This is a genomic window from Edwardsiella piscicida, assembly GCF_001896205.1.
In the GTDB taxonomy this organism is placed as follows: Bacteria; Pseudomonadota; Gammaproteobacteria; order Enterobacterales; family Enterobacteriaceae; genus Edwardsiella; species Edwardsiella piscicida.
Genome location: NZ_MPNU01000001.1, coordinates 220,662 through 244,936, shown reverse-complemented (window position 1 = coordinate 244,936; position 24,275 = coordinate 220,662). Strand labels below are relative to the sequence as shown.

Here is a 24,275-nt window from a genome sequence, read left to right as displayed (position 1 = left end):
TAAAATTTATATCGTTCGGTTTTTTTTTCAACAAAACCTGGATTTCATGCAGGTTCTTTAGCTAATGTGCTCACGAAGCGCGCAAAATCACGGGCAAAGCGGTCGACCTGCTGCCAGTCCGTATACTCGACCTCTTTTGTCGTATCGGTCTCGCCGCCGGTCATCTTCATAATCATCTTAATCATGGTGCGATCCAGCCAGCCATAGCGGGGATAGCGCAGCGCGCCGGCAAACACCACGCACTGGGCGGGCTTCCACGGCGTCGACAGCAAAAATTTACGCGTATAGCCGTTAGTCTGCGGGGTTCGCTTCTCTGGCTTGCGCGCCGTCAGGTTAATGGCAAAAAATGCGCTCGGCATCGTATTCAGCTGCGAAGTATGGTCACTGGCAAAGCGGTACAGCGCGCGGGGAAAGTGGCCATAGCGTACCGCGGCGCCAATCGCCACCGCCTGGTAAGCGTTCAGGTCAATATCGCCCGCCTGTTCTAAATCCCTCAGCTCACAGTCCAACGTCTCAGACATCGCCGTCGCAATCGCGGTGGCGATCGCTTTAGTTTGTCCATCGTGGCTTGAATACAGCACTAACGTTTTCATCGTTGATCCCTATTCCGTCAGTTACGCCAAAACGTTGGCGTAAACAGCACCAATAATGTAAACACCTCCAGACGGCCAAACAGCATGGTCACCACCAAGATCCATTTAGCGACATCATTCATTGAGGTGAAGTTATCCGCCACGACCCCCAGCCCGGGGCCAAGGTTATTTAAGGTTGCGACCACCGCTGCAAAGGCGGAGAAATCATCGACACCGGTCGCAATGATCGCCAGCATACTGATGATAAACACTAGCGCATAGGCTGAAAAGAATCCCCAGACAGCCTCCAGAATCCGCTCCGGCAGGGCGCGGTTTCCCAGCTTGATGGTATATACCGCATTGGGGTGTACCAGCCGCTTGAGCTCACGTGACCCCTGTAGGAACAGCAGCAGAATGCGGATCACCTTAAGCCCACCGCCGGTAGAGCCAGCGCAGCCCCCGATAAACGCGGAGCACAGCAGCAGCACGGGTAAAAACAGCGGCCATTTGGCAATGCTGTCGGTGGTGAAACCGGCGGTAGTCGCCATCGAGACCACCTGAAAAAAGGCCTGATTGAGCGTTTGCCATCCGCTGGCGTACACATTATGCAGCCACAAAACCAGCGTACAGACGCTGACCAGCGTCAGCTGCACGGCGATGAACATCCTGAACTCCGGATCGCGCCAATACACCCGGGGACTGCGTCCACTGAGAAAAGCAAAGTGCAGGCTAAAGTTACACCCGGAAATCAGCAGAAAAACGGCGATGATGGTATTAATGGTCGGACTGTTGAAGTAGCCGATGCTGGCGTCATGGGTTGAGAACCCGCCGATGGCGATAGTCGAAAAGCTGTGAGAAATAGCGTCAAACACATCCATTCCCGCCCCCCACAGGGCGATGGCGCAGGCAATGGTCAGCATGACATAGATAAGCCACAGCGTTTTGGCCGTTTCGGCAATACGCGGGCGCATCTTGTTATCTTTAAGGGGGCCCGGCATCTCGGCCCGGTATAGCTGCAGGCCACCAACGCCAAGAATAGGCAGAATGGCCACCGCCAGCACAATGATCCCCATACCGCCGAGCCACTGTAGCATCTGCCGATAGAACAGAATCGCCTTCGGCAGCGCATCTAGCCCGACCAGCGTTGTGGCACCGGTCGTGGTCAAACCGGAAAACGACTCGAAGAACGCATCGGTGACGCTGAGATTCGGACGCTCTGAAAACAGAAACGGCAGCGCACCGACGCTGCCCAGCACGGTCCAAAACAGCACGACGATCAGAAACCCCTCGCGCGGCTTCAGCTCATGCTTCTGCTTACGCTGGGGCCACCACAGCAGCATACCGATGCCGAGGGCGACAAAAAACGTTTCGACAAACGCACGTCCGGCGCCATCGCGGTAGATCAGCGCCACCAGTCCGGGGACAAACATGGTGCCGGAAAACAGGATGACCAGCAGGCCGACGATTCGAATGATGGCGCGAAAATGCATCCGGACACATTCCTTGCTCAATAAGCACTAAATAACGGGAGAGCGCGGATTATTACGAAGTCGCCTGTAATTGCAATGCTCCACGACTGGCGTTGCGCAATTTTTCACCCACTTCGTCCTGACTGCCAAGCGGCAGGCTCAGCCGCAGCATCACCTGAGCGGAAAACGCACTGTCAAGCACGCTGCCGCCCGCCTGCGCCACAATCCCCTCCACCAGCGTCAGTTGGGCATAGTCACAGCACAGCGTATACGCTGCCATAGGCACCTTTTGCCGACGGACCAGCGCCTGTAGCGCCTGCTGAACTCCGCTGCCATAGGCCCTGACCAATCCACCGGTGCCCAGCTTGATCCCACCGTAGTAACGCACGACGACCGCACACACCTCGCCTACGCCGCTGCCCATCAGCTGGGCCAGCATAGGCTTTCCCGCCGTACCAGACGGCTCACCGTCATCTGAAAAACCCAGCCGCTGAGTATCCCCCGGCGCACCGGCCACGAATGCCCAGCAGTGATGGCGCGCATCAGGGTGCGCTCGCCGCGTCTCCTGGACGAACGCCTTCGCCGCGTCAACCCCCGGCGTGTGAGCCAGTAACGTAATGAAGCGGCTTTTCTTTATCTCCTCACAGACGCTGACCGGCTGCGCAGGCACGGGGTACGAATGTGGCATCAGGCGAGATGCAGGTCGCGCGTCATATTTTCTACGCCGTGCGCATGGAAGATCACATTATCCTCAATGCGAATGCCGCCATAGGGGCGCAGGGCGTCGATGCGACTACGGTTAAAGTGCTGGCCAAACTCCCCCTCGAGCCAAGGAGCAAGCAGCGTATCGATAAAATAGAGGCCCGGCTCAATGGTCATTACCATGCCTGGCTCCATGATTCGGGTGCAGCGCAAATAGGGGTACCGATCCGGCGCCGCCATCTGCGTCCCCAGCTCGTCCTGCATAAAACCTGCCACATCATGTACCTGCAGACCGAGCGGGTGCCCCAGCCCATGCGGCAGGAACGGCGTGGTCAGCCCTTGGGCGACGGCCGCCTCATCGCTGATACCGGTCAGGATATGATGATGACGAAGGATCGCGGCCAAACGCTGATGGAACTGCAAATTATAATCGGTATAACGCACGCCGGTTTGCAGCGTGGCAATTAACGCCTGCTGAGCCTGATTCACCTCTGCGACCAGCGCGGCAAAGTCACTCTGTCCGTTGGCCGCATAGGTGCGCGTTAGATCGGCGGCATAGCCATGAAACTCCGCACCCGCATCGATCAGAAAACTGTGCATCTCAGACGGCGCTCGCCGCTCTAGGTGCGTATAGTGCAGCACCGCGGCATGCCGGTTCAGGGCGATGATATTGTCGTACGGTACGTCATTCTCTCCCTGCCCGGTCGCGCTCAGATAGGCGAGATTGATATCAAACTCGCTCATGCCTGCGCGGAAGGCCTCCAGTGCAGCCTGGTGGCCATCCACGGCGATTTTCTGCGCCTCACGCATGCAGGCCTGCTCATACTCGCTCTTGTACGCGCGGTGATAGTGCAGGAAATTCAGCACGGCCTGCGGGTTCTGATGCGCCTCATCGATGCCAAGGCTGCGCGCCCGATCCGCGTTCGGCCCGATATACGCGACGTTGCCGCGCGCGGCGGGCAGCAGAGCGGCGATATCATCGGCATGACGCAGCGCCGTCATCTCTACCTGCTCGGTCCAAAATGCCTGCGGCAGCGGCGAAACGCTGTGCCAGTAATCCTGGGGAGCGTAAAACCACAGCTTGGGCTTGTTGACACCATCGATCCACAGCCAGCAGTTCGGCACCTGGGTCACCGGTACCCAGGCTTTAAAATGCGGGTTGATCTTGAAAGGGTAATCCTGATCGTCCAAGAAACGCGCGATAGGTTCGCCGGAGTGAATCAGCAGCGCATCCAGCTGATGGCGTTCCAGAATGGTACGCGCGCGCTGCTGCAGCGTGGCGAGGTGCTTCGTATAGAGTGAGGCCAGAGTGTCCATGTCATTACCCTTTACAGACGTCGATTGGCGTCATCTTAGCACAGGGTATTGCACAAAACTCCCCCTGACCGCAGGGCGGTCTGGGGGTAAAGTGCGAGGCGCCGTCCCGATACAAACGATACGGCGCCGCGCCCTCGCGCATCAGATAAAGGCAAAGGCATCGCCGTAAATATGATCTGGATTGGCCTCACGCTCGGCACAGAAACGCTCCCGAGCAATCTTAGCCATCTCGAAACGCCCGGCGATATAGATATCGTGCTGGGCCAATGAGCCAAAGTCCTGCATCACGGCGCTGATCACCGTGCCGCTTCGCCCTTGCCAATCGGCATCCGGCTGCTCTACGGTCGGGATTACCTTCAGCTGGGGATAACGCGCACTCAGCGCATACAGCTCATTGAGATCATACAGATGCTTCAGCTCGCGTCCGCCCCAATAGAGAGAGATCTCACGCTGCGGCTGCTGAGACAGCGCCATCAGCAGAATCGAGCGGGTATAGGAGAAACCGGTGCCGCCGGCGATCAGCACCAGCGGGCGCAGGCTGTCTTCGCGCAGCCAGGCATCGCCGTGAGGCATATCGACGCACAGCGTGCGATCCTGCAGGATGCGATCCATGACGGCCATGGCGTAGAGATTAAGCTCCGAAGCGCCGATGTGCAGTTCAATGCAATCGCTCTGCAGCGGCGTGGATGCCATAGAGAACGGGCGCTTATCCCGCTCATCCATCACGACCATCAGGTATTGACCAGCGCGAAAATCGACGGCACGCTCCGGCACCAGACGTACGCGGTACACGGTATCCGTGATGGCATCTACTGAAGTAACTTTACAGCTCAACGTTGTCATGTGATTACTCTATTGGGTCATTAGCGCAGCGCTCAGGCTCACTGCGCATCCTTGTCGTTAGCAAAAATGTCCAATTCATTCCACAGGGTATCTACCCGCACGCGTACGGCCTCATCCATCACGATAGGATGTCCCCACTCCCGCAGGGTTTCGCCCGGCCACTTGTTCGTGGCATCCAGCCCCATCTTCGATCCTAGGCCGGACACCGGCGAGGCAAAGTCCAGATAGTCTATCGGGGTATTCTCGATCAACAGCGTATCACGCGCGGGGTCCATTCGCGTCGTCAGCGCCCAGATCACATCCTGCCAATCACGGGCATTGATATCATCGTCACAGACAATCACAAACTTGGTGTACATAAATTGACGCAGAAATGACCACACGCCCATCATCACTCGCTTGGCGTGCCCCGGATACTGCTTCTTCATCGTCACCACCGCCATACGGTAGGAGCACCCCTCCGGCGGCAGATAAAAGTCCACGATCTCCGGAAACTGCTTCTGCAACAGGGGAACAAACACCTCATTCAGCGCCAGCCCCAACACCGCTGGCTCATCGGGAGGACGGCCGGTATAGGTCGAATGATAAATCGGCCGATCGCGTTGCGTCAGGTGGGTCACGGTAAATACCGGGAAACGCTCCACTTCATTATAGTATCCGGTATGGTCGCCATAGGGCCCCTCTGGCGCCGTCTCCCCCGGCTCAATGTAGCCTTCCAGGACGATCTCGGCGCTGGCCGGAACCTCTAAATCGCAGGATAGGCATTTGACGACCTCGCTTTTATGGCCACGCAGCAGGCCGGCAAAGGCGTATTCCGACAGCGAGTCCGGCACCGGCGTAACCGCCGCAAGCAGCGTTGCCGGATCGGCGCCGAGCGCCACCGCCACCGGGAAACGCTCACCGGGATGCGCCTGACACCACTCCTGGAAATCGAGCGCGCCGCCGCGATGGGACAGCCAACGCATGATAAGCTTATTTTTACCCAGCACCTGCTGGCGATAGATCCCCAGGTTTTGACGCGACTTACAGGGGCCCCGGGTCACCGTTAACCCCCAGGAGACCAGCGGAGCGACATCCTGCGGCCAGCAGTGCATCACCGGCAGCGTGGCCAGATCGACATCGTCGCCCTGGAATACCCGCGCCTGACAGGGTGCCTTGGACAGACGCTTGGTCGGCATATTTAAGATCTGCTTAAACTGCGGCAGCTTCTCCACCAGGTCGCGAAACCCTTTCGGCGGATCCGGCTCCTTCAGAAAGGCCAGCAGCTTACCGACATCACGCAGCGCACCCACCTCCTCCTGCCCCATGCCCAGGGCCACCCGCTGTGGCGTACCGAACAGGTTACACAGCACCGGAATATCGTAGCCTTTGGGGTTTTCGAACAGCAGCGCCGGGCCACCGGCGCGCAGAGTGCGATCGGCGATCTCGGTCATTTCCAGATAGGGATCGATGGACTGTTGGATACGCTTTAATTCACCCCGCTGTTCAAGCAAGGCAATGAATTCACGCAAGTCACGGTATTTCATAGCATTCTTATCGATTCGGGTGAAGAGCCCATTATAAGCGTTCTTCACCCGACTTGCTGTACTTTTGTTACAATCGAGTAACCCATACGGCAAGAAACGCGTCGCTCGCGGCGCCCGTTTAACGGCAGTGGAACGGCACCAGCGCGGCTAACGCCTGCGTATCATGGTACTCGTGGGTCTCCTCGCCGTGGCGAAAGACCTTGTAGCCCTGCGCCTTAGCGCTGTAATACTGCAGGGTTTCACCACTGACGTGCAGCAGGCTGCCTTCGCGCAGGGCGATCACGGACTCACTGGGGTTCACCGCGCAGAACTCGGCGATGCGTTCATCGCGCGTTTCCCCCATATGTCCGCTGAGGTGAGCATCGATATAGTGCGGGTTAATCTGCACCGGAAACAGTCCCAGCGATGGCAGCACCACGCTGTTACGCACCGGCATATCGTTAGTGGTACGGATGCTTGGCGTAGCCACGTTACAGCCGGCGCTCCAGCCAATATAGGGAATGCCGCGCTCACGCACCGCCCGCTGGATCGGCACGATCAGGCCATGCTCATGCAGCATCTGATTCAGTACCCAGGTATTACCACCGCTGATCAGGATACACTCCGCCTCCTCCAGCGCCTTGACCGGATCGGCGTGGTGATGAATGCTCTCCACGGTAATCCCCAGCGAATGCTCCAGCTCAGCGGCACGGGCATCATAGCTGCTGCGGATCAGGGCATATGGGATAAGCAGAGCCCGGCGGATCTTCTTCTCCAGCAGCATTGACTGGATCATCCCTTTGGCATAGCCCAGCAGCTCAGACTCACCGGATACTTTGCCATTACTCAGTAAAAATAACTCCATGATCTCCCCCGAGGTAGTGCGTAGCCGCCGTCGAACGCCACCCTATGGCGCCCTCCGGCGATACGCGGTCATTTTTCCCGGCCTTTATAACTAAACATCCGGCTTATTGATGTGATCTTATGCCAGCCCTTAGTAAAAAAGCAGGTCAAAACACGCAGTTGGTGAGCAAATGCGCACATGCCGACGCAGGTCGCTTCTGCGGGCAGCCGTGAATATGATAGGCTGCGCGGTATAAGAGGAGTATGAACGTATGGAATCCTGGTATTTGTTATATTGCAAACGGGGCCAGTTAACCCGGGCGCGTGAGCACCTGACGCGTCAGGAGATCCCCTGCGTTACGCCCATGATCACCCTGGAAAAGGTAGTGCGGGGCAAACGTACGCAGGTGCAGGAACCCATGTTCCCCAACTACATGTTTATTGAGCTGGATCCCGAGCGGATCCATACCACCACGGTACAGTCGACCCGCGGCGTTAGCCACTTTGTCCGCTTTGGCAAGTTACCCGCCACCGTGCCCTTTAGCATCGTTAAGCAGCTGATGATGGCGCCCACGCCTACCGCGATCGCGCCGCAAACGCCGATCCCCGGCGATCGGGTGCGCATTACCCAGGGTGCCTTCAGCGGCATGGAGGCGATTTACCGCGAAAGCGACGGGGAAAAACGCGCGATCTTACTGCTTAACCTGCTGAATCAAGAGGTGAGCCATACGCTAAGTAACAGCGCGTTTGAAAAGATCCTCTGAGCTGACCGAATATACCGGTAACAAAAAGCCCGCATCCGCGGGCTTTTTACTTTATCACCGTCAGAAAAGAGTCAGCGCGTCATCTCTGCATCATGCAGCCACTGTGCCACACGCTTGGCAAAATAGGTCAGCACGCCATCGGCGCCCGCCCGCTTGAAGCAAATCAGGGACTCCATGATCGCCGGCTTCTCCTGCAGCCAACCGTTCTGGATCGCAGCCATATGCATGGCATACTCACCGGAGACCTGATAGGCGAAGGTCGGCACGCCAAAGGTATCTTTCACTCGGCGTAATACGTCCAGATACGGCATACCTGGTTTAACCATCACCATATCGGCCCCCTCCTGCAGATCCTGAGCCACCTCCTGCAGCGCCTCATCCCCGTTAGCCGGGTCCATCTGATAGGTTTTCTTGTTGCCGCCCTTCAGGTTCCCAGAGGAGCCCAGCGCATCGCGGAACGGACCGTAGTAGCAAGAGGCATACTTCGCGGAGTAAGCCATGATCTGGGTATTGACCAGCTTTTGGCTCTCCAGCATGCTGCGGATAGCGCCAATGCGGCCATCCATCATATCGCTCGGCGCCACGATATCGGCACCGGCCTCGGCATGGGATAAGGCCTGACGCACCAGGATCTCCTTCGTGATATCGTTGACGACGTAGCCGTCCTCATCGATCACGCCATCCTGGCCGTGCGTCGTATACGGATCCAGCGCGACGTCGGTTAAGATGCCAAGCTCAGGCACCGCATCCTTCAGAGCCCGCACCGCGCGCTGCACCAGACCATCGCTGCTGTACGCCTCTTCGGCATACAGCGATTTTTTATCCGTACCGACCACCGGGAACAGCGACAGCACCGGCACGCCCAGCTTAGCGACGGCCTCGGCCTCACGAACCAGGACATCGATGGTCATGCGCTGAACCCCCGGCATGGAGGAGACCGCCTCCTGATGGTTGTTCCCCTCCATCACAAACACCGGATAGATCAGATCGTCAACCGTCAGCACGTTTTCGGCACACAGACGGCGACTAAAATCATGCCGGCGCAGACGGCGCAGGCGACGCCCCGGAAAGGCGCCTGGAAATGCATAGCTCACGGTAATCTCCTCTACTTATGCCAGCCTAAACAGTTGGCGGGCATTGTTTTCAGTCACCTGCTTCAGCCAGTTGGCATCCTGTTGACGCCAGCGAGCCGCCTGCTCCGCGATGTGGGGCAAAAAGCAGGGTTCATTACGCCGCGACTTCGGTTTGGGTTGTATATCGCGCGGCAATAAATAAGGGGCATCCGTCTCCAGCAGCAATCGTTCAGCGGGAATGTGCGGCAGCAGCGCCCGCAGAGGCATGCCTCGCCGTTCATCGCAGATCCAGCCGGTAATGCCAATATACAGCCCCAGCGACAGGCATGCATCCAGCTCGTCGCGGGTACCGGTAAAACAGTGCAGTACCGCACCGGGAAGACGGCTCAGCCAGGGACGCAAGAGCGCGATAAACCGCGCGTGAGCCTCTCGGCAGTGCAGGAATACGGGTTTCCCGATCTGGGCCGCCAGCGCTAACTGCGCCTCAAAGGCCGCCTCCTGCTGCGCCGGCGTCGAGAAGTTACGGGCAAAATCCAACCCGCACTCGCCGACGGCAACGACCGCCGGTGAACGCAGCAGCGGCTCAAGATCGGCGGCGCTATTTTCATTCCAGCGATGGGCATCGTGGGGATGCACGCCGGCCGTCGCCCAGCAAAAGTCAGGGTATGCCTGCGCCAGATGCAGAGCCTGCGCGCTTTCCATCAGGTTAGTACCGGTAATTATCATACCATTTAATCCCGCCTGACGCGCTCGAGCAACCACCTGCGGCACATCGCCGCTAAACTGGCCGTTGGTTAGATTGACACCGATATCCAGCATCGGTCTACTCCTCCTAGTGCTAAGAGCGCCACTTCGCCACGGGAATGGCATCCACGACGGCTCATTCCGGCAGCGTAGCTGCGCATCGGCACCGGGACAACAAGCGCCATCGCCTGCGTCCCGACCAAAGCACACAGGCCGCCCTAAGGGCGGCCTGTGAAGTGAAGGGAGAATCAGCTCGCTTTGGGCTGCTCTTCATCGTGTGACGCTTCGTCTTCATCCTCTTCTTCCGGATCGCGACGGCGCTTGCCGACATAGAAACGCGCGAAGAAGACGCCGACTTCAAACAGCAGACACATCGGGATCGCCAGCAGCGTCTGCGAAAAGACGTCCGGCGGCGTCAGCAGCATGCCAACAACGAAGGCGCCGACGACAACGTAGGGCCGCTTTTTCTTCAGCTCTGCCGGGGTGGTAACGCCGGTCCAGCACAGCAGAATAATAGCAACCGGCACCTCGAACGAGACGCCAAACGCCATAAACAGCGCCATGACAAAGTCGAGGTAGTTATTGATGTCGGTAGCAATCGTCACCCCGGCCGGCGCGGTTTTGGCAAAAAAGCCAAACGCCAGCGGAAAGACCACAAAATAGGCAAACGCCATGCCGATATAGAACAGCAGCGTACTGGAGACCAGCAGCGGCGTCAGCATCCGGCGCTCATGCTTGTACAGCGCCGGCGCCACAAAGGCCCAGACCTGATACAGGATAAACGGCGCGGAGACGAAAACTGACACAATCATGGTCAGCTTAATCGGCGTAAAGAAGGGGGACGCCACGTCGGTCGCGATCATGCTGGCGCCATGCGGCAGCTGATTGATCAACGGGGCAGAAACCAGGTGGTAGATATCATTGGCAAAGTAGACCAGTGCCAGGAATACCACCAGGATACAAATAATTGCATTCAACAGCCGCTTACGCAGCTCGATCAAATGACTAATCAACGGCTGGGTATCTTCAACGGCCATGCTGCGAACTATCGTGTGAGGTGGAAGGAGAAGATGCGGGCTGCGCACTGGCAGTCACGGCATCGGCGTGGGTGGCGGGGGCGGCGGGGGCGGCCTGCGCAGCCGGTGCTTCCTGCACCGCGCTCTGACGCGGCGCGAGCGCTGCGTCAGCCTCCGGCTTGGGCATATCCGCATGTGGGATCGTTTCCGCCGCCGAAGGCTCCTTTTCCGTATCGGATCCAGTGATCTCTGAATGATAACTGCGTTTCATTGATTCGGCCGCCTGCTTCAGTTCATCCATGGAGGCCTTCAGCTCCGGCGTCAAATTCTGCAAGCCGGCCGATTCGGCCTTCTTGAGACTGTCCTGCAACTCCTGCAGCTTCAATTCCTGCGACAGTTCGTTCTGAACCGACGTTGCCAACGAACGCAGCGCCCTGATCCATCCCGCAACCGTACGCACCGCTACCGGCAACCGCTCCGGCCCAAGCACCACCAGGCCGATGACCATTACCAGCAGCAGTTCACTAAATCCGATGTCAAACACGGTTTACACCTGCTCTTTATTCTGACTCTTGGACTCTTCTTTCTTCACTTCAGGCTGCTGCTCAACGATCGATTTGAAATCTGCATCCTGAGGTGCCGCACTGCTGTTTGCATTGGTGGAGGGAGGCGTTTTTTCTTCATCGCCAATGGCTTTCTTAAAGCCTTTGATCGATGCGCCCAGATCCGAACCCAGAGTACGCAGCTTATTGGTGCCAAACAGCAACACCACGATCACTGCAATAATCAACAACTGCCAAATGCTGATACCGCCCATTTTTACTCACCTCTATCGCAAGGGGTTATATTCGTGACGCCGCATTATACGGTACACATCGTCATTTTGAACGCCTTTCGGCCTTCGACATCTCCCTAATTCGGGGTATGGATCACCGGGTATAACGCCAGCCTGCGAGCCAGATCACGACTCCAGCAACATACAGCCCTATCGGCCAGAGCGCAATATTCGCCATGGTCAGGATGGTACCACTGAGCAACAGGGTTGCGCCAATGCCGAACAGATAGCGCGCGCGACCCTGTCTGTTGCCCTGCTGCCCCAGGCGGTGCGTCATGCTATCCATGCTGTGCTGTAGACGACGCTGCTGCTGCAGGCTGTCATACAGCAGCTCCGGCAGCTCCGGCAGCTTCTCGCTCCAGTAGGGCGCCTTAGCCTTCAGCGCCCGCATCAGCGCCGGCAGTCCGACCTGATCGTGCAGCCAGTTTTCCAAGAAGGGCTTGGCGGTGGTCCACAGATCCAGCTGCGGATACAGCTGACGCCCCAGCCCCTCGACGTACAGCAGCGTTTTCTGCAGGAGCACCAGCTGAGGCTGAACCTCCATATTAAAACGCCGTGCGGTATTGAACAGGTTGAGCAGCACGTGACCAAACGAAATCTGATCCAGCGGCTTCTCAAAGATCGGCTCACATACGGTGCGGATAGCAAACTCAAACTCTTCGACATTGGTATCCGGCGGCACCCAGCCCGAGTCGACGTGCAGCTCTGCAACCTTACGGTAATCCCGATTGAAGAAAGCAATAAAGTTTTCAGCCAGATAGCGCTTGTCCGCCTTGTTCAGACTGCCGACAATGCCGCAGTCGATCCCGATATACTGCGGATCCTGCGGGTGTTCATAGCTAACAAAGATATTGCCCGGATGCATATCGGCATGGAAGAAGCTGTCGCGGAACACCTGGGTAAAAAAGACCTGCACCCCACGCTCAGCCAACAGCTTCATATTGGTGTTCTGCGCACGCAGCGCTGCAATGTCGGATACCGGCACCCCGTAAATCCGCTCCATCACCAGTACCGACTCACGGCAATAGTCGGAAAACACCTCCGGCACATACAGCATCGGGCTGGCATCGAAGTTGCGCCGCAGCTGGATCGCATTCGCCGCCTCGCGCAGCAGATTCAGCTCATCCAGCAGGGTCTTTTCGTACTCACGTACGACCTCCCGCGGACGCAGGCGGCGCCCGTCAGGCAACAGCTTGGGCACCCATCCCGCCAGCCGGTACATCAGGCGTACATCCGCCCGGATAATCGGCTGAATATCAGGACGGATCACCTTAAGCACCACCTCTCGGCCATTCTCACGCAGCGTCGCGGTATGCACCTGTGCAATAGAGGCCGACGCCAGCGCCTGGCTGTCAAAATCGTCAAACCATTGCTCCAGCGGCCCCCCTAGCGCGGCCTCAATCTGCCGCCGCGCCAGCGCACCGTCAAACGGCGCGACCCGATCCTGCAGCAGCGCGAGCTGATCGGCGATGGCCGGCGCAAACAGATCGCGCCGGGTCGACAGCATCTGGCCAAACTTGATCCACACCGGCCCCAGCGTTTGCAGCGCTAGGCGCAGCCGTTCTCCCAGCGGCTTGTCCCCGTGACGGTTACGCATCCAGAATAGGCAGCGACGCCCGATACGCAGCGGCAGGGTAATCCGCATTGGGGGGATCAGCTCATCCAGACCATAGGCGAGAAAGACCCGAATAATCAGGCAAAGTCGGCGCAGTTCACTGGGCGTCATACGCATTTCTCCAGTCGGGCAAGACGCTGTTCAAGCGCCGATGCCTGGCGCTGCAGGGCAGCGGCCTCCTCCTGAAACCAGGTAAACTCCAGCGTACCGGGTGCTAAACGCCACTCTTCGATCAGCGCATCGCGCGCGTAGTGGCGCTGGCGCCGCAGGGACCCCAGCAGCGCATGCCCGCTCCGCTGAGCCGCAGAGCACAGCCCCTGTGCCACAATATCACCGGTATAGGGTGCCAGCAGCTCAGCCGGCGCCCACTCGGCCAAATCCAGCAGAGCAACCAGCTGCTGCACGACCTGAATATCGCCATCGACGCGCAGCTCACCGCACTGCATCAATGCCGCCAGCTGGCGGCGTGCGCGCAGCTGGGGCAGCACGGACAGCCGCGTCGTCACCTGACAATCGACGGCGCCCTCCCACTGGGCCAACACATCGACCTGACGCTGACTAAAGATCAGGAAAAAAGGATCCTCTAGCTCCGCCAGCGAAATCTGCAGCACCCGGCCAGCCAGACGCTGGCGGGCAGACTGAAGCGCGCGATCCCGATACAGCGCAGCGTTCAGCGCCGTTTCCAGCAGCGCTGTGCACAAAGGGGTCAGCATGCCGATTCCTTCAGATTAAAATTTGTAGCCACGATGCAGCGCAACGATACCGCCGGTCAGGTTATCGTAGGTGGTGTTTTCAAACCCGGCCGACGCCATCATCCCTTTCAGGGTCTCCTGATCCGGATGCATACGAATGGACTCCGCCAGATAGCGGTAGCTGTCGCCATCGTGCGCCACCATTTCACCGATGCGCGGCAGAATATGGAAAGAGTAGGCGTCATAGGCCTTGCTCAACGCGGCGAACTGGGGCTTGGAGAACTCCAGCACCAGCAGGCGTCCACCCGGCTTCAGTACCCGGAACATAGAACGCAGCGCCTTGTCTTTGTCCGTTACGTTACGCAGGCCAAAGGCGATGGTAATGCAGTCGAAATAGTTCTCTGGGAACGGCAGCGCCTCGGCGTTGGCCTGCACGTAGTTCAGGTTGCCGGCGATCCCCATATTGCGCAGCTTTTCGCGCCCGATTTTCAGCATCGAATCATTGATATCGGCCAGTACCACCTCCCCCTGCTCGCCGACCATACGCGAGAACTTGGCGGCCAGATCGCCGGTACCCCCGGCCAGATCGAGAACGCGCTGCCCCTGGCGTACGCCGCTGCAGTCGATGGTAAAGCGTTTCCACAGGCGGTGAATACCGAATGACATCAGATCATTCATCAGGTCGTACTTGCCCGCCACGGAGTGAAACACCTGCGCTACTTTCCCCGCCTTATCAGCGGCGGCGACGGTCTTGTAACCAAAGTGAGTGGTTTCCGGCGTTTGATCTACCATTTCTTTCCTTAGCCTAAAATTGGTGGTCGCATGGCCTCCGCATGCGGCGCGGAAGCCTCAACGTCGCCCTCTGCGGGCAACACAGTGTCAACGATAGGGTGGAGCGCGGACGGCGCGGGCCCTTACTGCACAGAGGGAGTCCCGTGATGCGCCACCACCTCGCCGGATACCGCTGCGGGATCTCCGTCCTGTGGCGGCTGGCAGGCTTCTTGTACCAGCGCCGGGCTGATCGGACGTTTCACCTCCACGCCCAGCCCGCGAAAACTTTCCACTTGGCCTATCAGATTACCACGCCCGTGGCTCAGTTTGTTCATCGCCTGGCGATAACTTGACTGAGCTCGCTCCAGACTTTGCCCAAGCGTGGACATATCATCGACGAACAAGCGCACTTTATCGTATAGCTTGGCTGCACGATCAGCGATTTTTTGCGCATTTTGACTTTGGTACTCGTAGCGCCACAAATTATTGATGGTGCGCAAAGCCACCAGCAATGTTGTCGGACTTACCAACATAATATTGTGACGTAGCGCTTCACTAATCAGCTCGGGATCGCGCTCGATCGCCGCCAAAAAGGCGGGCTCGAGGGGAATAAACATCAGCACATAGTCCAGGGTGCGTAGGCCGGGTAGCCGCTGATAATCCTTTCGCCCCAGCTGGCGAATATGGGCCCGCAGCGACAGAATATGCTGCTGCAGCGCCAGCTCACGCTCACGCTCATCCTCCGCGTTAAAAAAGCGTTCATAGGCCACCAGCGACATTTTGGCATCCACCACCACATCTTTTCCCTGGGGCAGGTGTACCACCACATCCGGCTGCATGCGCCCGCTCTCTTCCGTTTGCACGCTGACCTGAGTGCGGTATTCATGCCCTTCGCGCAGGCCGGAGGACTCCAGCACCCGGCTCAGCACCACCTCGCCCCAGTTGCCCTGCATCTTGTTGTCCCCCTTCAGTGCACGCGTCAGGTTAAGCGCCTCGCGCGCCATCTGGGCGTTCATCTGCTGCAGGCTGCGGATCTCGTGGGTCAAGGTGTGGCGCTCGCGGGCCTCTTGGCCAAAGCTATCGTTGATCTGGCGACGAAAGCCATCGAGCTGTTCGCGCAGCGGCGTCAGCAGGGCATCGAGGCTCTGCCTATTTTGTTCCTCTACCCGCCGACCGCTGTGCTCAAAAATACGGTTAGCCAGATTCTCAAACTGGACGTTCAGGCGCTGCTCCGCGTTCAGCAGCAGACGCTGCTTCTCTTCTGCGCCCATGCGCGTCTCCTCCAGCCGGATCGTCACCTCGCGCAGCTCGGCCTCTTGGGCGCTATTGACGTCACGCTGAGCGCGCAGCTCCTGGTTGAGACGCTCGCACTCCTCGTGCCACAGCCGCTGCTGGGCTATCCGCTCTTGGGCGGCGGCGAGCTGGCTATCCAGCGCACCCAGCGCCTGCTCATGGGCAACCCGCGCCTGCTGCGCCCGCAGGGCCGCCGCCAACCAACCGATGGCCATCCCGGCTAGCGATGCCGCCAGTATCCAAAGCGTTACGTTCTCCACCCTGCCTCTCCCCGTGAGATCCCTGCCCGACACGGTAATCAGCAACTGTATGGATGTCCAGAGATTACCCGTTCAGAATGCGAAACGGCGCATAGCAAAATGCTACCCTATCCACTGGCCCAGCCAGCGTATGCCCAGCATGCCCGGCGCCAGAATCCCCGCGCCCCAGATCAGCGCAGAAAGCAGATTGGCCAGCTGAAAATAGCGCTGCCGCATGGCGCAGATCCCGGCGACCAGCGGCACGGCGGCCCGTAGGGGCCCCAGGAAACGGCCAAAGAAGACGCCCCAAAATCCCCAGCGCGCAAAGTAACGGTGGCCACGCTGCAGTATCTGCGGGCTGCGCGACAGCGGCCACATATGGCCGATCTGATGCTGATAGTGGTAGCCAAGCCAATAGGAAAGCCAGTCGCCGAGAAAAGCGCCGCCTGCGGCCGCCAGCCAGACAGGGACAAACGGAACGCCGCCCTCGCCCAGCAGGGCGCTCAGCGCAAAGAGGATCACCGTCGCCGGCAGTAAAAGGGAGATAAAGGCCAGCGATTCGCCAAAGGCCAGGAAAAATACCAGCGGTACCGCCCAGCCCTGATGCAGGCGGACAAACTCGATGGTCCCTTGAATAATGCTGTCTAGCACGCCCTCATTCCTCCTACGACGGTCAAGCGTCCAGCTTACCCGTAGTCACCCCGATAAAAAACCAACGGCCGTTAAATCGACCGTCGGTTGTTATCAAAGCGCGTATGGCAGCGCGAGATCAGGCCGTTGCCTCCGCCTGCGCCGCGGCCAGCTCATCGCCGCGTTTAATCCACAGCTCACGCCATTTGCGCAGGGCCGACAGCAGGATCACCATGCCCAGCACCAGCATGATGATCGAGATCGTCCCGTTGAACAGGTTATAGCCCGCCGCCTGCGGGTTAAAGTACACGTGCTTCACCATCCAGTAACCGGCGTAGTTCACCGTAATAAACAGATAAACCAGCGGAATGATACAGGTCAGCATGTAAATACGCTTGGTCGCCAGACGCAGAATGATGGTGGCACCAATGATCAGGCCAACGGAGGCCATCAGCTGGTTAGAGACGCCAAACAGCGCCCATACCGAGTTGATATCGCCGGAGTTGAGCAGATACCCCCACAGCAGGCAGGCAACGACAGAGCAGAAAATCGAGCCGGGCAGCCAGTCGGTACGCTTCAGCGGCGCCCACAGATCGCCCAAAAAGTCCTGCAGCAGGTAGCGCGCCACGCGGGTACCGGAATCGACGGCCGTCAGAATAAAGACCGCTTCGAACATGATGACAAACTGGAAGAAGTAGGAAGCCAGGCTACTAAACCACGGCACCCGAATAAAGATATCCGTCATTCCGACCGCCAGGGTCACCGCCCCGCCGGTCCGCCCGTACAGATCCAGGCCAATCTCCTGGCTCAGCTGCGGCAGGTGGACGACCTCCATCCCCAGCCCGGCCCAGGCCTGCGCGCTGGAGTTAATGGCAAAGTAGTCCGCCGGGTGCAGCGAGGTGGCGGCGATCAGCGCCATCACCCCAACGACGCACTCCGCCAGCATCGCGCCAAAGCCCACCGGCAGAATGTCGCTCCATTTGTCGATCTGCTTCGGCGTGGTGCCGGAGCCGATAAAGGCGTGAAAACCGGAGATAGCGCCACAGGCGATGGTAATGGAGATAAACGGCCATACCGGCCCAGACAGTACCGGGCCTCCGCCGTGAATAAACTGGGTGATCGCCGGAAACTGAATTTCGGGGTTGATAAAGACCACCCCGACCACCAGCGCGCCGAAAACCCCAATCTTCATAAAGCTAGACAGGTAGCCGCGCGGCGTCAGCAGCATCCAGACCGGCAGCGCCGTCGCAAAGAAAGCATAGGCTGGCAGCAGCAGGCTTACGGTTGAAGACTTCCAGGTCAGCCACTCACCGAAGGTCGTGTGCTGAATGTAGGGTCCGGCAAAAACGCACAGAATAATTGCGGCAATCCCGGCATAGGTCGCCCCTTTCATGCTGCCGGTAATGCGTTCCCACAGCCCGACGCAGATGGCGATCGGGATAGTCATAAAGACGGCAAAGGTCCCCCACGGGTTACGCTCCAGGGCATGAACCACCACCATGGACAGGCCGGCCATGGTAATGGTGATGATAAACAGCATCGCCAAACCGGTACACCAGCCGGCAATCGGCCCCAGCTCCGATTTAGCCACCTCGGACAGTGACTTGCCCTGATGCTTCATCGACGCGAACAGCACCACCGTATCGTGTACCGCCCCACCGATGACGCAGCCGATCAGCAGCCACAGGAAGCCCGGCAGATAGCCAAACTGCGCGGCCAGCACCGGCCCGACCAGCGGCCCCGCGGCGGCAATAGCGGCAAAATGGCTGCCGAAGTTGACCCACTTCTTGGTCGGTACATAGTCTTTGCCGTCTTCATAGGTATGTGAGGGTGTGACCTCACTATCGTCGGCACGCAGCACCTTTCGCACGAAGAACAGGCCGTACAGACGGTAGCAAATAGCAAGAATACACAGCGTTGCCAGCACGAAGGTAATCGCATGTTGCATGGTTATTATCTCCCCTGAGGATTTTTCAGGGATCACCCTAACCACTTTGGCGCCGCCAGCGTCATCGCAGATCGCCCAGCGGCAACCGGGCGAATTAAACGGTCGAAAAACGCCCCCGAGCGGCAGCCGCGGGAAGGCGACGCGCGGAGCGGCGCAGAGGCGAAAGATCTGCCATGCTCATCACAGGAATCTGTCTAAAATTCCTACGTTATAGCCATATATTGTGAAAATAATCACAGTTTTTTGTCGATCATGATACCGTTTCTTCACACCAAGTGACTTGAGTCACGCATTTATCCTACGAATTTCAGTAGAGTGATCCCTTGTTCCTCAGCGGAGGATAACGATGACACAGGAGTCAGCAGCGATGTCTAAACCTGAAGTATTCCACCTCGGACTGGCCAAAAGCGATCTGCACGGTGCTACGCTGGCCATCGTGCCCGGCGACCCGGAGCGCGTGGAAAAAATTGCCAAACTGATGGAGAACCCGGTCAAGCTGGCCTCCCATCGTGAATTCACCAGCTGGCGCGCCGAGCTGGACGGTAAGGCTGTCATCGTCTGCTCCACCGGTATCGGCGGTCCGTCGACCTCCATCGCCGTGGAAGAGCTGGCACAGCTGGGTATCCGTACCTTCCTGCGCGTCGGGACCACCGGTGCCATTCAGCCGCACATCAACGTCGGCGACGTGCTGGTCACCACCGCCTCCGTACGCCTTGACGGCGCCAGCCTGCACTTCGCGCCGATGGAGTTCCCGGCCGTTGCCGACTTCACCTGCACCACCGCACTGGTCGATGCCGCCCGCGCCGTCGGCGCCGCGACCCACGTCGGGATCACCGCCTCCTCCGACACCTTCTACCCGGGTCAGGAGCGCTATGACACCTTCTCAGGCCGCGTCACCCGCCGTTTCCGCGGCTCGATGAAAGAGTGGCAAGAGATGGGCGTGATGAACTTCGAGATGGAGTCTGCCACGCTGCTGACCATGTGCTCCAGCCAGGGGCTGCGCGCCGGGATGGTCGCCGGGGTCATCGTCAACCGCACTCAGCAAGAGATCCCTAACGCGGAAACCATGAAGCAGACCGAATCGCACGCGGTAAAAATCGTCGTCGATGCCGCACGCCGTCTGCTGCAGGACTAAGTATCTCCACGGTATTGCGGGCGAGAGCCGTCGCTCCCGCCCGTTTTTACGCCTGCGTCTGCGCGCGCAACAAACGCGCCGCCGCCACCATGTTACTCAGCGCACGACGGGTCTCCTCCCAGCCGCGCGTCTTTAAACCACAGTCCGGATTCACCCACAGCCTCTCGGCGGGAATATGCTGTGCCGCCCGACGCAGCAGCGAGACCATCGCCGCCTGCGTCGGCACGTTCGGTGAGTGGATATCGTACACCCCGGGGCCGACCTCATTGGGATAGTCGAAGCGAGAAAAGGCCTCCAGCAGCTCCATATCCGATCGCGCCGTCTCAATGGTGATCACGTCGGCATCCAGCGCCGCAATCGCCGCCATGATGTCATTGAACTCGCAGTAGCACATATGGGTATGGATCTGGGTATCATCGTACGCCACCGCCGCCGTTAGGCGGAACGCCGCCACGGCCCACGCCAGGTACGCCTGCCACCCATCCTGACGCAGCGGCAGGCCCTCGCGCAGCGCGGGCTCGTCGATTTGAATGATGCCGATCCCCGCGCGCTGCAGGTCGTCTACCTCGTCGCGCAGCGCCAGCGCCAGCTGACGAGCGATCACCTCTCGCGGCACATCTTCACGAGCAAACGACCAGCACAGCATCGTTATCGGACCGGTCAGCATGCCCTTCACCGGCCGGGATGTCTGAGCCTGAGCAAAGGTGGTCCATTCGACGGTCAGCGGCGCGGGCCGACTGATATCCCCAACGATCACCGGCGGCTTCACGCAGCGTGAGCCATAGCTCTGTACCCAACCGTTACAGGTAAACACAAACCCCGCCAGCTGCTCACCGAAATACTCCACCATATCATTACGTTCGGCCTCGCCGTGCACCAGTACGTCCAGCCCCAGTCGCTCCTGCTCGCGAATCGCCTGACGGATATGTTCAGCGATCCCCCGATGGTAGTGCTGCGGGGTCAGCTGACCGCGGCGAAAGTCGAGGCGCAGGGTGCGGATAGCCGGCGTCTGCGGGAATGAGCCGATGGTCGTCGTCGGCCAGAGCGGCAGAGCAAAACGCTGGCGCTGACGCCGAGCGCGCTGGGGGTATGCGCTGGTACGCTGCGTATCCGCGTCGCTCAGTGCGGCCAGGCGCTCGGTCACCGCCGGGTTATGAACCCGTTCCGAGCGACGTCGCAGGTATAGCGGCGCACTGTAGCTCAGCAGCGCCTCCCGCCGCGACGCCGGATCGTTCAGGGCCTGGGTCAGCAGCGCCAGCTCACTGCACTTCTGCAGGGCAAAGGCAAACCAGCTTTTCACCTCCTCATCCAGCTGGGTTTCGGCGCTCAGATCGATAGGCGTATGCAGCAGGGAGCAGGAACTGCCCAGCCAGACGGGCCGCTGACCGACCAGCGGCTGCAGACGCGTCTGCCAGTCGGCCAGATCGGCGCGCCAGACGTTACGGCCGCCGATCGCGCCCAGCGATAGCACCCAGTCGGCGGGCAGCTGACGGTGGAGCGCCAGCGCATCGCCCGCGCCCTGAACCAGATCGACGTGTAGCCCCTGCACCGGCAGAGCGCAGATCGTCGGCAGGTGGTGGCCGATATCGCCAAAGTAGGTGGTCAGCAGCAGCTTCACCGGCCCCCGCAGCGCCTGATACGCATGCTGATAGGCATCGCGCCACGCCGGCGGCAGCGTCAGCACCAGCGCCGGCTCATCCACCTGCACCCATTCAACCCCGCGTTCGGCCAGCGCGGCCAGCACCTGACGGTATACCGCCAGTACCTCCTCCAGCAGGCTGAGACGATCGAAAGGTGCCCCTTTTACCTTGCCGAGCCACAGGTAGGTCAGCGGCCCCAGCAGCACCGGTTTTACCCGGTATCCCAGCGCCAGCGCCTCATCCACCTCCTCTAGCAGCTGGCGCCAGCCAAAGGAAAAGCGCTGCCCCCGGGTAAACTCAGGCACGATATAGTGATAGTTGGTGTTAAACCATTTTGTCATCTCCGCCGCCGCCGCGGGCTTTCCTCCGGGCGCCCGGCCACGCGCAATCCCAAACAGCGTATCCAGATCGATAACGCCATCGGCGCGCCGGTGGCGGGCCGGGACATTCCCCAGCATCAGACTGGTCGCCAACACATGGTCATACCAGGCAAAATCGCCCACCGGCAGCAGATCGATTCCCGCCTGATGCTGCTGCCGCCAATGGCGGGCGCGCAGCTCGGCACCGCAGGCCAGTAGCGCACTCTGGGGCGCACTGCCCGACCAATAGGCCTCCAGTGCCTTTTTCAACTCACGCTGCAACCCTATGCGTGGAAACCCCAGGGTATGACTGATTACCTGCATCCTCTTTTACCTCGCAATGCTGATTATGGATGTTTAGATGTCCAGATGTTTACACATCTATAATCAGCGGGTAAGGTAGGGGACTCAAGCGCAATCTGTTCACCTGTTAACTGAGGGTTTCTCATGATCGAGCTGAAGCACCTAAGAACGCTGCAGGCTCTGCGCGGCGGCGGTTCACTGGCCGCCGCCGCCGCCCGGCTACACCAAACCCAGTCGGCCCTCTCCCATCAGTTCAGTGAACTGGAGCAGCGTCTGGGATACCGTCTGTTTGTTCGGAAGAGCCAGCCCCTGCGCTTTACCCCCCAGGGGGAGATCCTGCTGGCGCTGGCTGAGCAGGTGCTGCCCCAGGTGCAGCAGGCCCTACAGACATGCCAGGTACCGCCGCAGCAGACGCTGCGTCTGGCCATTGAGTGTCACAGCTGTATTCAGTGGCTGACCCCGGCGTTGACCCAGTTTCAGGCGCAGTTTCCCCAGGTCACGCTCGATTTTCGCTCCGGCGTCACCTTCGATCCCCAGCCTGCGCTGCAGCAGGGGGAGCTGGATCTGGTGCTGACTTCGGATATTTTGCCGCGCGACACGCTGTACTATGCGCCGCTGTTCGATTATGAAGTGCGTTTAGTGATGGCCCCCGGGCACCCGTTGGCCCGCAGAGGTGCGGTTCGGCCACAGGATCTGGCGCAGGAGACGCTGTTAATTTATCCGGTGGCCCGGCAGCGTCTGGATGTCTGGAACCACTTTCTCCAGCCCGCCGGCATCGCCCCCCGGCTAAAACAGGTCGACAATACGCTGCTGCTGCTGCAGATGGCGGCCGCGGGAATGGGCATCGCCGCGCTGCCGCACTGGGTCGCGGAGAGCGCCGAGCGCCAGGGCGCGCTGACTACCCGACCGCTGGGTGAGGGGCTATGGCGTCGACTGTATGCGGCGCTGCGCACGGGAGAACAGCGCCAGTCGGTGATGGACGGCTTTATTCAGCTGGCGCGCCGCCACGCCTGCGACGCCCTGCCGTTTGTCCGTGATGTGGTACGATCCAACGCCGGTGCACCCAAAGCGACAGGGCGATCACTGTCCCACCCAGCGTCAGCCTGAACCAGTCAGGATGCTGCTGCCAGATGGCCAGATTCACCAGCAGCCCCGCCGGGATCAGCGCATTGTTCATGATGGCCAGCGTACCGGCATCCACCTGCGTCGCGCCATAGTTCCACATGAAATACCCCAGCCCCGAAGCACCGACGCCCAGCCACAGCAAAATGCCCCACTGTAGCGAGGTGGTCGGCAGCATCTGCGGATTGCCATACAGCCACCAGGCCGGAAGTGCAACCGTCAGCGCTCCCAGATAAAACCAGGAGAAGGCGCGATACTGCGGCAGCGGCATCACCTCCATCAGGCGCTTGTATCCCACCTGCCCCAGCGCAAAGCAGAGATTGGCCCCCTGGATCAGGGCAAAGCCCAGTAAAAACTGAGAGCTGAGTGGGTTATAGCGGATGATCAGCGCCCCCAGCACCGCCAACAGCGCGCTGCCCAAATAGCCTGGGCGCAGGCGTCGCCCCTGTAGCAGATCGTAAATCAGCGTGACATACAGCGGCGTCAAAATGGTAAACAGCAGCACCTCGGGCACCGTCAGATACAGAAACGCAGGATAGTAGAACAGGTACATCAGCCCCAGCTGAAAAGCGCCCACCAGCATGTAAGCCAGCGCCTGACGCGGACGCACCCCGCGCCAGCGCAGAAACGGGAGAAAGACCAGCGTCGCCAGCGCAACCCGCACCAGTACGGCAAACCAGCTATCGACCTGACCGGCCAAGTACACGCCGATCAGACTAAACGAAAAGGCCCACAGCAGCGTGGTCGCCAGCAGTAGAAACACGGCAGATATCCATTCGATACAGTTGATGGGCGCTATTCTACCCAAGGGCGACGCCGACCGCCGCCCGGAGTGAGTTTACATC

Annotated in this window: 22 protein-coding genes and 1 pseudogene; 3 read left to right on the top strand and 20 right to left on the bottom strand. The window is 59.5% G+C overall.

Features of this window, described 5'->3' with window-relative positions; genetic code table 11:
* Positions 1-44 precede the first annotated feature (44 nt).
* The 7 genes from hemG to pepE all read right to left on the bottom strand — a co-directional run bounded on the left by hemG (position 45) and on the right by pepE (position 7,273).
* Complete coding sequence (gene hemG, locus BRD58_RS01140; RefSeq protein ID WP_015460705.1) at positions 45-593, bottom strand: menaquinone-dependent protoporphyrinogen IX dehydrogenase; 549 nt, start codon at positions 591-593, stop codon at positions 45-47.
* A 17-nt stretch (positions 594-610) separates the two neighbouring features.
* The gene (trkH, locus tag BRD58_RS01135; protein WP_012847041.1) at positions 611-2,062 is read right to left on the bottom strand and encodes a Trk system potassium transporter TrkH; all 1,452 of its coding nucleotides are present in this window, start codon (positions 2,060-2,062) and stop codon (positions 611-613) included.
* Positions 2,063-2,114: 52 nt separating this feature from the next.
* Positions 2,115-2,729 (bottom strand): IMPACT family protein, encoded by a 615-nt coding sequence (locus BRD58_RS01130; RefSeq protein ID WP_069578013.1) that lies wholly within the window; start codon positions 2,727-2,729, stop codon positions 2,115-2,117.
* Positions 2,729-4,060: a Xaa-Pro dipeptidase gene (gene pepQ / locus BRD58_RS01125; protein WP_012847039.1), complete on the bottom strand. Its 1,332-nt coding sequence runs from the start codon at positions 4,058-4,060 to the stop codon at positions 2,729-2,731. Before pepQ ends, BRD58_RS01130 begins: the two co-directional genes overlap by 1 nt.
* Positions 4,061-4,201: 141 nt before the next feature.
* On the bottom strand, positions 4,202-4,903 hold the full coding sequence (fre, locus tag BRD58_RS01120) for an NAD(P)H-flavin reductase (RefSeq protein WP_015460703.1): 702 nt from the start codon (positions 4,901-4,903) through the stop codon (positions 4,202-4,204).
* A 38-nt stretch (positions 4,904-4,941) separates the two neighbouring features.
* Positions 4,942-6,429: a 4-hydroxy-3-polyprenylbenzoate decarboxylase gene (gene ubiD, locus BRD58_RS01115; RefSeq protein WP_073381406.1), complete on the bottom strand. Its 1,488-nt coding sequence runs from the start codon at positions 6,427-6,429 to the stop codon at positions 4,942-4,944.
* 118 nt (positions 6,430-6,547) lie between these two features.
* Positions 6,548-7,273: a dipeptidase PepE gene (gene pepE / locus BRD58_RS01110; protein WP_012847036.1), complete on the bottom strand. Its 726-nt coding sequence runs from the start codon at positions 7,271-7,273 to the stop codon at positions 6,548-6,550.
* Positions 7,274-7,523: 250 nt separating this feature from the next.
* Here pepE and rfaH point away from each other — a divergent pair, with 250 nt between their 5' ends.
* Positions 7,524-8,015: a transcription/translation regulatory transformer protein RfaH gene (rfaH, locus tag BRD58_RS01105; RefSeq protein WP_012847035.1), complete on the top strand. Its 492-nt coding sequence runs from the start codon at positions 7,524-7,526 to the stop codon at positions 8,013-8,015.
* Between the two features lie 71 nt (positions 8,016-8,086).
* Here rfaH and hemB read toward each other — a convergent pair whose 3' ends face one another.
* From hemB to BRD58_RS01050, 11 genes are all read right to left on the bottom strand, one after another.
* Positions 8,087-9,109, bottom strand: coding sequence for a porphobilinogen synthase (hemB, locus tag BRD58_RS01100; RefSeq protein WP_012847034.1), 1,023 nt, complete (start codon positions 9,107-9,109; stop codon positions 8,087-8,089).
* Positions 9,110-9,124: 15 nt separating this feature from the next.
* The gene (tatD, locus tag BRD58_RS01095) at positions 9,125-9,907 is read right to left on the bottom strand and encodes a 3'-5' ssDNA/RNA exonuclease TatD (RefSeq protein WP_015460700.1); all 783 of its coding nucleotides are present in this window, start codon (positions 9,905-9,907) and stop codon (positions 9,125-9,127) included.
* Between the two features lie 173 nt (positions 9,908-10,080).
* Positions 10,081-10,869, bottom strand: a complete 789-nt coding sequence (gene tatC, locus BRD58_RS01090; RefSeq protein WP_012847032.1) for a Sec-independent protein translocase subunit TatC — start codon at positions 10,867-10,869, stop codon at positions 10,081-10,083.
* Positions 10,859-11,392 (bottom strand): Sec-independent protein translocase protein TatB, encoded by a 534-nt coding sequence (gene tatB, locus BRD58_RS01085; protein WP_069578010.1) that lies wholly within the window; start codon positions 11,390-11,392, stop codon positions 10,859-10,861. The genes tatC and tatB overlap by 11 nt, the downstream gene beginning before the upstream one ends.
* Positions 11,393-11,395: 3 nt before the next feature.
* Complete coding sequence (gene tatA / locus BRD58_RS01080; RefSeq protein WP_012847030.1) at positions 11,396-11,665, bottom strand: Sec-independent protein translocase subunit TatA; 270 nt, start codon at positions 11,663-11,665, stop codon at positions 11,396-11,398.
* Between the two features lie 112 nt (positions 11,666-11,777).
* A complete protein-coding gene (ubiB, locus tag BRD58_RS01075; protein ID WP_012847029.1) occupies positions 11,778-13,409 on the bottom strand; it encodes a ubiquinone biosynthesis regulatory protein kinase UbiB in 1,632 nt (543 codons plus the stop codon).
* Entirely contained in the window at positions 13,406-14,011 is a 606-nt protein-coding gene (ubiJ, locus tag BRD58_RS01070; protein WP_069578009.1) for a ubiquinone biosynthesis protein UbiJ, read from the bottom strand. Before ubiJ ends, ubiB begins: the two co-directional genes overlap by 4 nt.
* A gap of 15 nt (positions 14,012-14,026) precedes the next feature.
* A complete protein-coding gene (gene ubiE, locus BRD58_RS01065) occupies positions 14,027-14,782 on the bottom strand; it encodes a bifunctional demethylmenaquinone methyltransferase/2-methoxy-6-polyprenyl-1,4-benzoquinol methylase UbiE (protein WP_012847027.1) in 756 nt (251 codons plus the stop codon).
* A 122-nt stretch (positions 14,783-14,904) separates the two neighbouring features.
* The gene (gene rmuC, locus BRD58_RS01060; protein WP_015460698.1) at positions 14,905-16,269 is read right to left on the bottom strand and encodes a DNA recombination protein RmuC; all 1,365 of its coding nucleotides are present in this window, start codon (positions 16,267-16,269) and stop codon (positions 14,905-14,907) included.
* 147 nt (positions 16,270-16,416) lie between these two features.
* The gene (locus BRD58_RS01055; RefSeq protein WP_012847025.1) at positions 16,417-16,944 is read right to left on the bottom strand and encodes a DedA family protein; all 528 of its coding nucleotides are present in this window, start codon (positions 16,942-16,944) and stop codon (positions 16,417-16,419) included.
* 118 nt (positions 16,945-17,062) lie between these two features.
* Complete coding sequence (locus BRD58_RS01050) at positions 17,063-18,871, bottom strand: carbon starvation CstA family protein (protein WP_012847024.1); 1,809 nt, start codon at positions 18,869-18,871, stop codon at positions 17,063-17,065.
* Positions 18,872-19,238: 367 nt separating this feature from the next.
* Between BRD58_RS01050 and udp the strand changes: the two genes are divergently transcribed.
* On the top strand, positions 19,239-20,006 hold the full coding sequence (udp, locus tag BRD58_RS01045) for a uridine phosphorylase (protein WP_012847023.1): 768 nt from the start codon (positions 19,239-19,241) through the stop codon (positions 20,004-20,006).
* Between the two features lie 46 nt (positions 20,007-20,052).
* Here the strand turns inward: udp and metE are convergent, their stop codons facing one another.
* Positions 20,053-22,329: a 5-methyltetrahydropteroyltriglutamate--homocysteine S-methyltransferase gene (metE, locus tag BRD58_RS01040; protein WP_073381403.1), complete on the bottom strand. Its 2,277-nt coding sequence runs from the start codon at positions 22,327-22,329 to the stop codon at positions 20,053-20,055.
* Positions 22,330-22,452: 123 nt separating this feature from the next.
* Here metE and metR point away from each other — a divergent pair, with 123 nt between their 5' ends.
* Positions 22,453-23,415: an HTH-type transcriptional regulator MetR gene (gene metR, locus BRD58_RS01035; RefSeq protein ID WP_014524152.1), complete on the top strand. Its 963-nt coding sequence runs from the start codon at positions 22,453-22,455 to the stop codon at positions 23,413-23,415.
* Between the two features lie 19 nt (positions 23,416-23,434).
* On the opposite strand, the pseudogene BRD58_RS01030 reads toward metR, so the two are convergent.
* A pseudogene (locus BRD58_RS01030) lies at positions 23,435-24,193 on the bottom strand (carboxylate/amino acid/amine transporter); the annotation flags it as partial.
* Between the last annotated feature and the right edge of the window lie 82 nt (positions 24,194-24,275).

Coding starts and splice junctions, on each gene's coding strand:
- BRD58_RS01050 (WP_012847024.1), bottom strand. CDS start 18,871: ATGCAACATGCGATTACCTTCGTGCTGGCAACGCTGTGTATTCTTGCT.
- tatA (WP_012847030.1), bottom strand. CDS start 11,665: ATGGGCGGTATCAGCATTTGGCAGTTGTTGATTATTGCAGTGATCGTG.
- udp (WP_012847023.1), top strand. CDS start 19,239: ATGTCTAAACCTGAAGTATTCCACCTCGGACTGGCCAAAAGCGATCTG.
- BRD58_RS01130 (WP_069578013.1), bottom strand. CDS start 2,729: ATGCCACATTCGTACCCCGTGCCTGCGCAGCCGGTCAGCGTCTGTGAG.
- ubiE (WP_012847027.1), bottom strand. CDS start 14,782: ATGGTAGATCAAACGCCGGAAACCACTCACTTTGGTTACAAGACCGTC.
- ubiJ (WP_069578009.1), bottom strand. CDS start 14,011: ATGCTGACCCCTTTGTGCACAGCGCTGCTGGAAACGGCGCTGAACGCT.
- rmuC (WP_015460698.1), bottom strand. CDS start 16,269: ATGGCCATCGGTTGGTTGGCGGCGGCCCTGCGGGCGCAGCAGGCGCGG.
- fre (WP_015460703.1), bottom strand. CDS start 4,903: ATGACAACGTTGAGCTGTAAAGTTACTTCAGTAGATGCCATCACGGAT.
- metR (WP_014524152.1), top strand. CDS start 22,453: ATGATCGAGCTGAAGCACCTAAGAACGCTGCAGGCTCTGCGCGGCGGC.
- hemG (WP_015460705.1), bottom strand. CDS start 593: ATGAAAACGTTAGTGCTGTATTCAAGCCACGATGGACAAACTAAAGCG.
- pepQ (WP_012847039.1), bottom strand. CDS start 4,060: ATGGACACTCTGGCCTCACTCTATACGAAGCACCTCGCCACGCTGCAG.
- metE (WP_073381403.1), bottom strand. CDS start 22,329: ATGCAGGTAATCAGTCATACCCTGGGGTTTCCACGCATAGGGTTGCAG.
- pepE (WP_012847036.1), bottom strand. CDS start 7,273: ATGGAGTTATTTTTACTGAGTAATGGCAAAGTATCCGGTGAGTCTGAG.
- ubiD (WP_073381406.1), bottom strand. CDS start 6,429: ATGAAATACCGTGACTTGCGTGAATTCATTGCCTTGCTTGAACAGCGG.
- tatC (WP_012847032.1), bottom strand. CDS start 10,869: ATGGCCGTTGAAGATACCCAGCCGTTGATTAGTCATTTGATCGAGCTG.
- tatD (WP_015460700.1), bottom strand. CDS start 9,907: ATGCTGGATATCGGTGTCAATCTAACCAACGGCCAGTTTAGCGGCGAT.
- trkH (WP_012847041.1), bottom strand. CDS start 2,062: ATGCATTTTCGCGCCATCATTCGAATCGTCGGCCTGCTGGTCATCCTG.
- rfaH (WP_012847035.1), top strand. CDS start 7,524: ATGGAATCCTGGTATTTGTTATATTGCAAACGGGGCCAGTTAACCCGG.
- ubiB (WP_012847029.1), bottom strand. CDS start 13,409: ATGACGCCCAGTGAACTGCGCCGACTTTGCCTGATTATTCGGGTCTTT.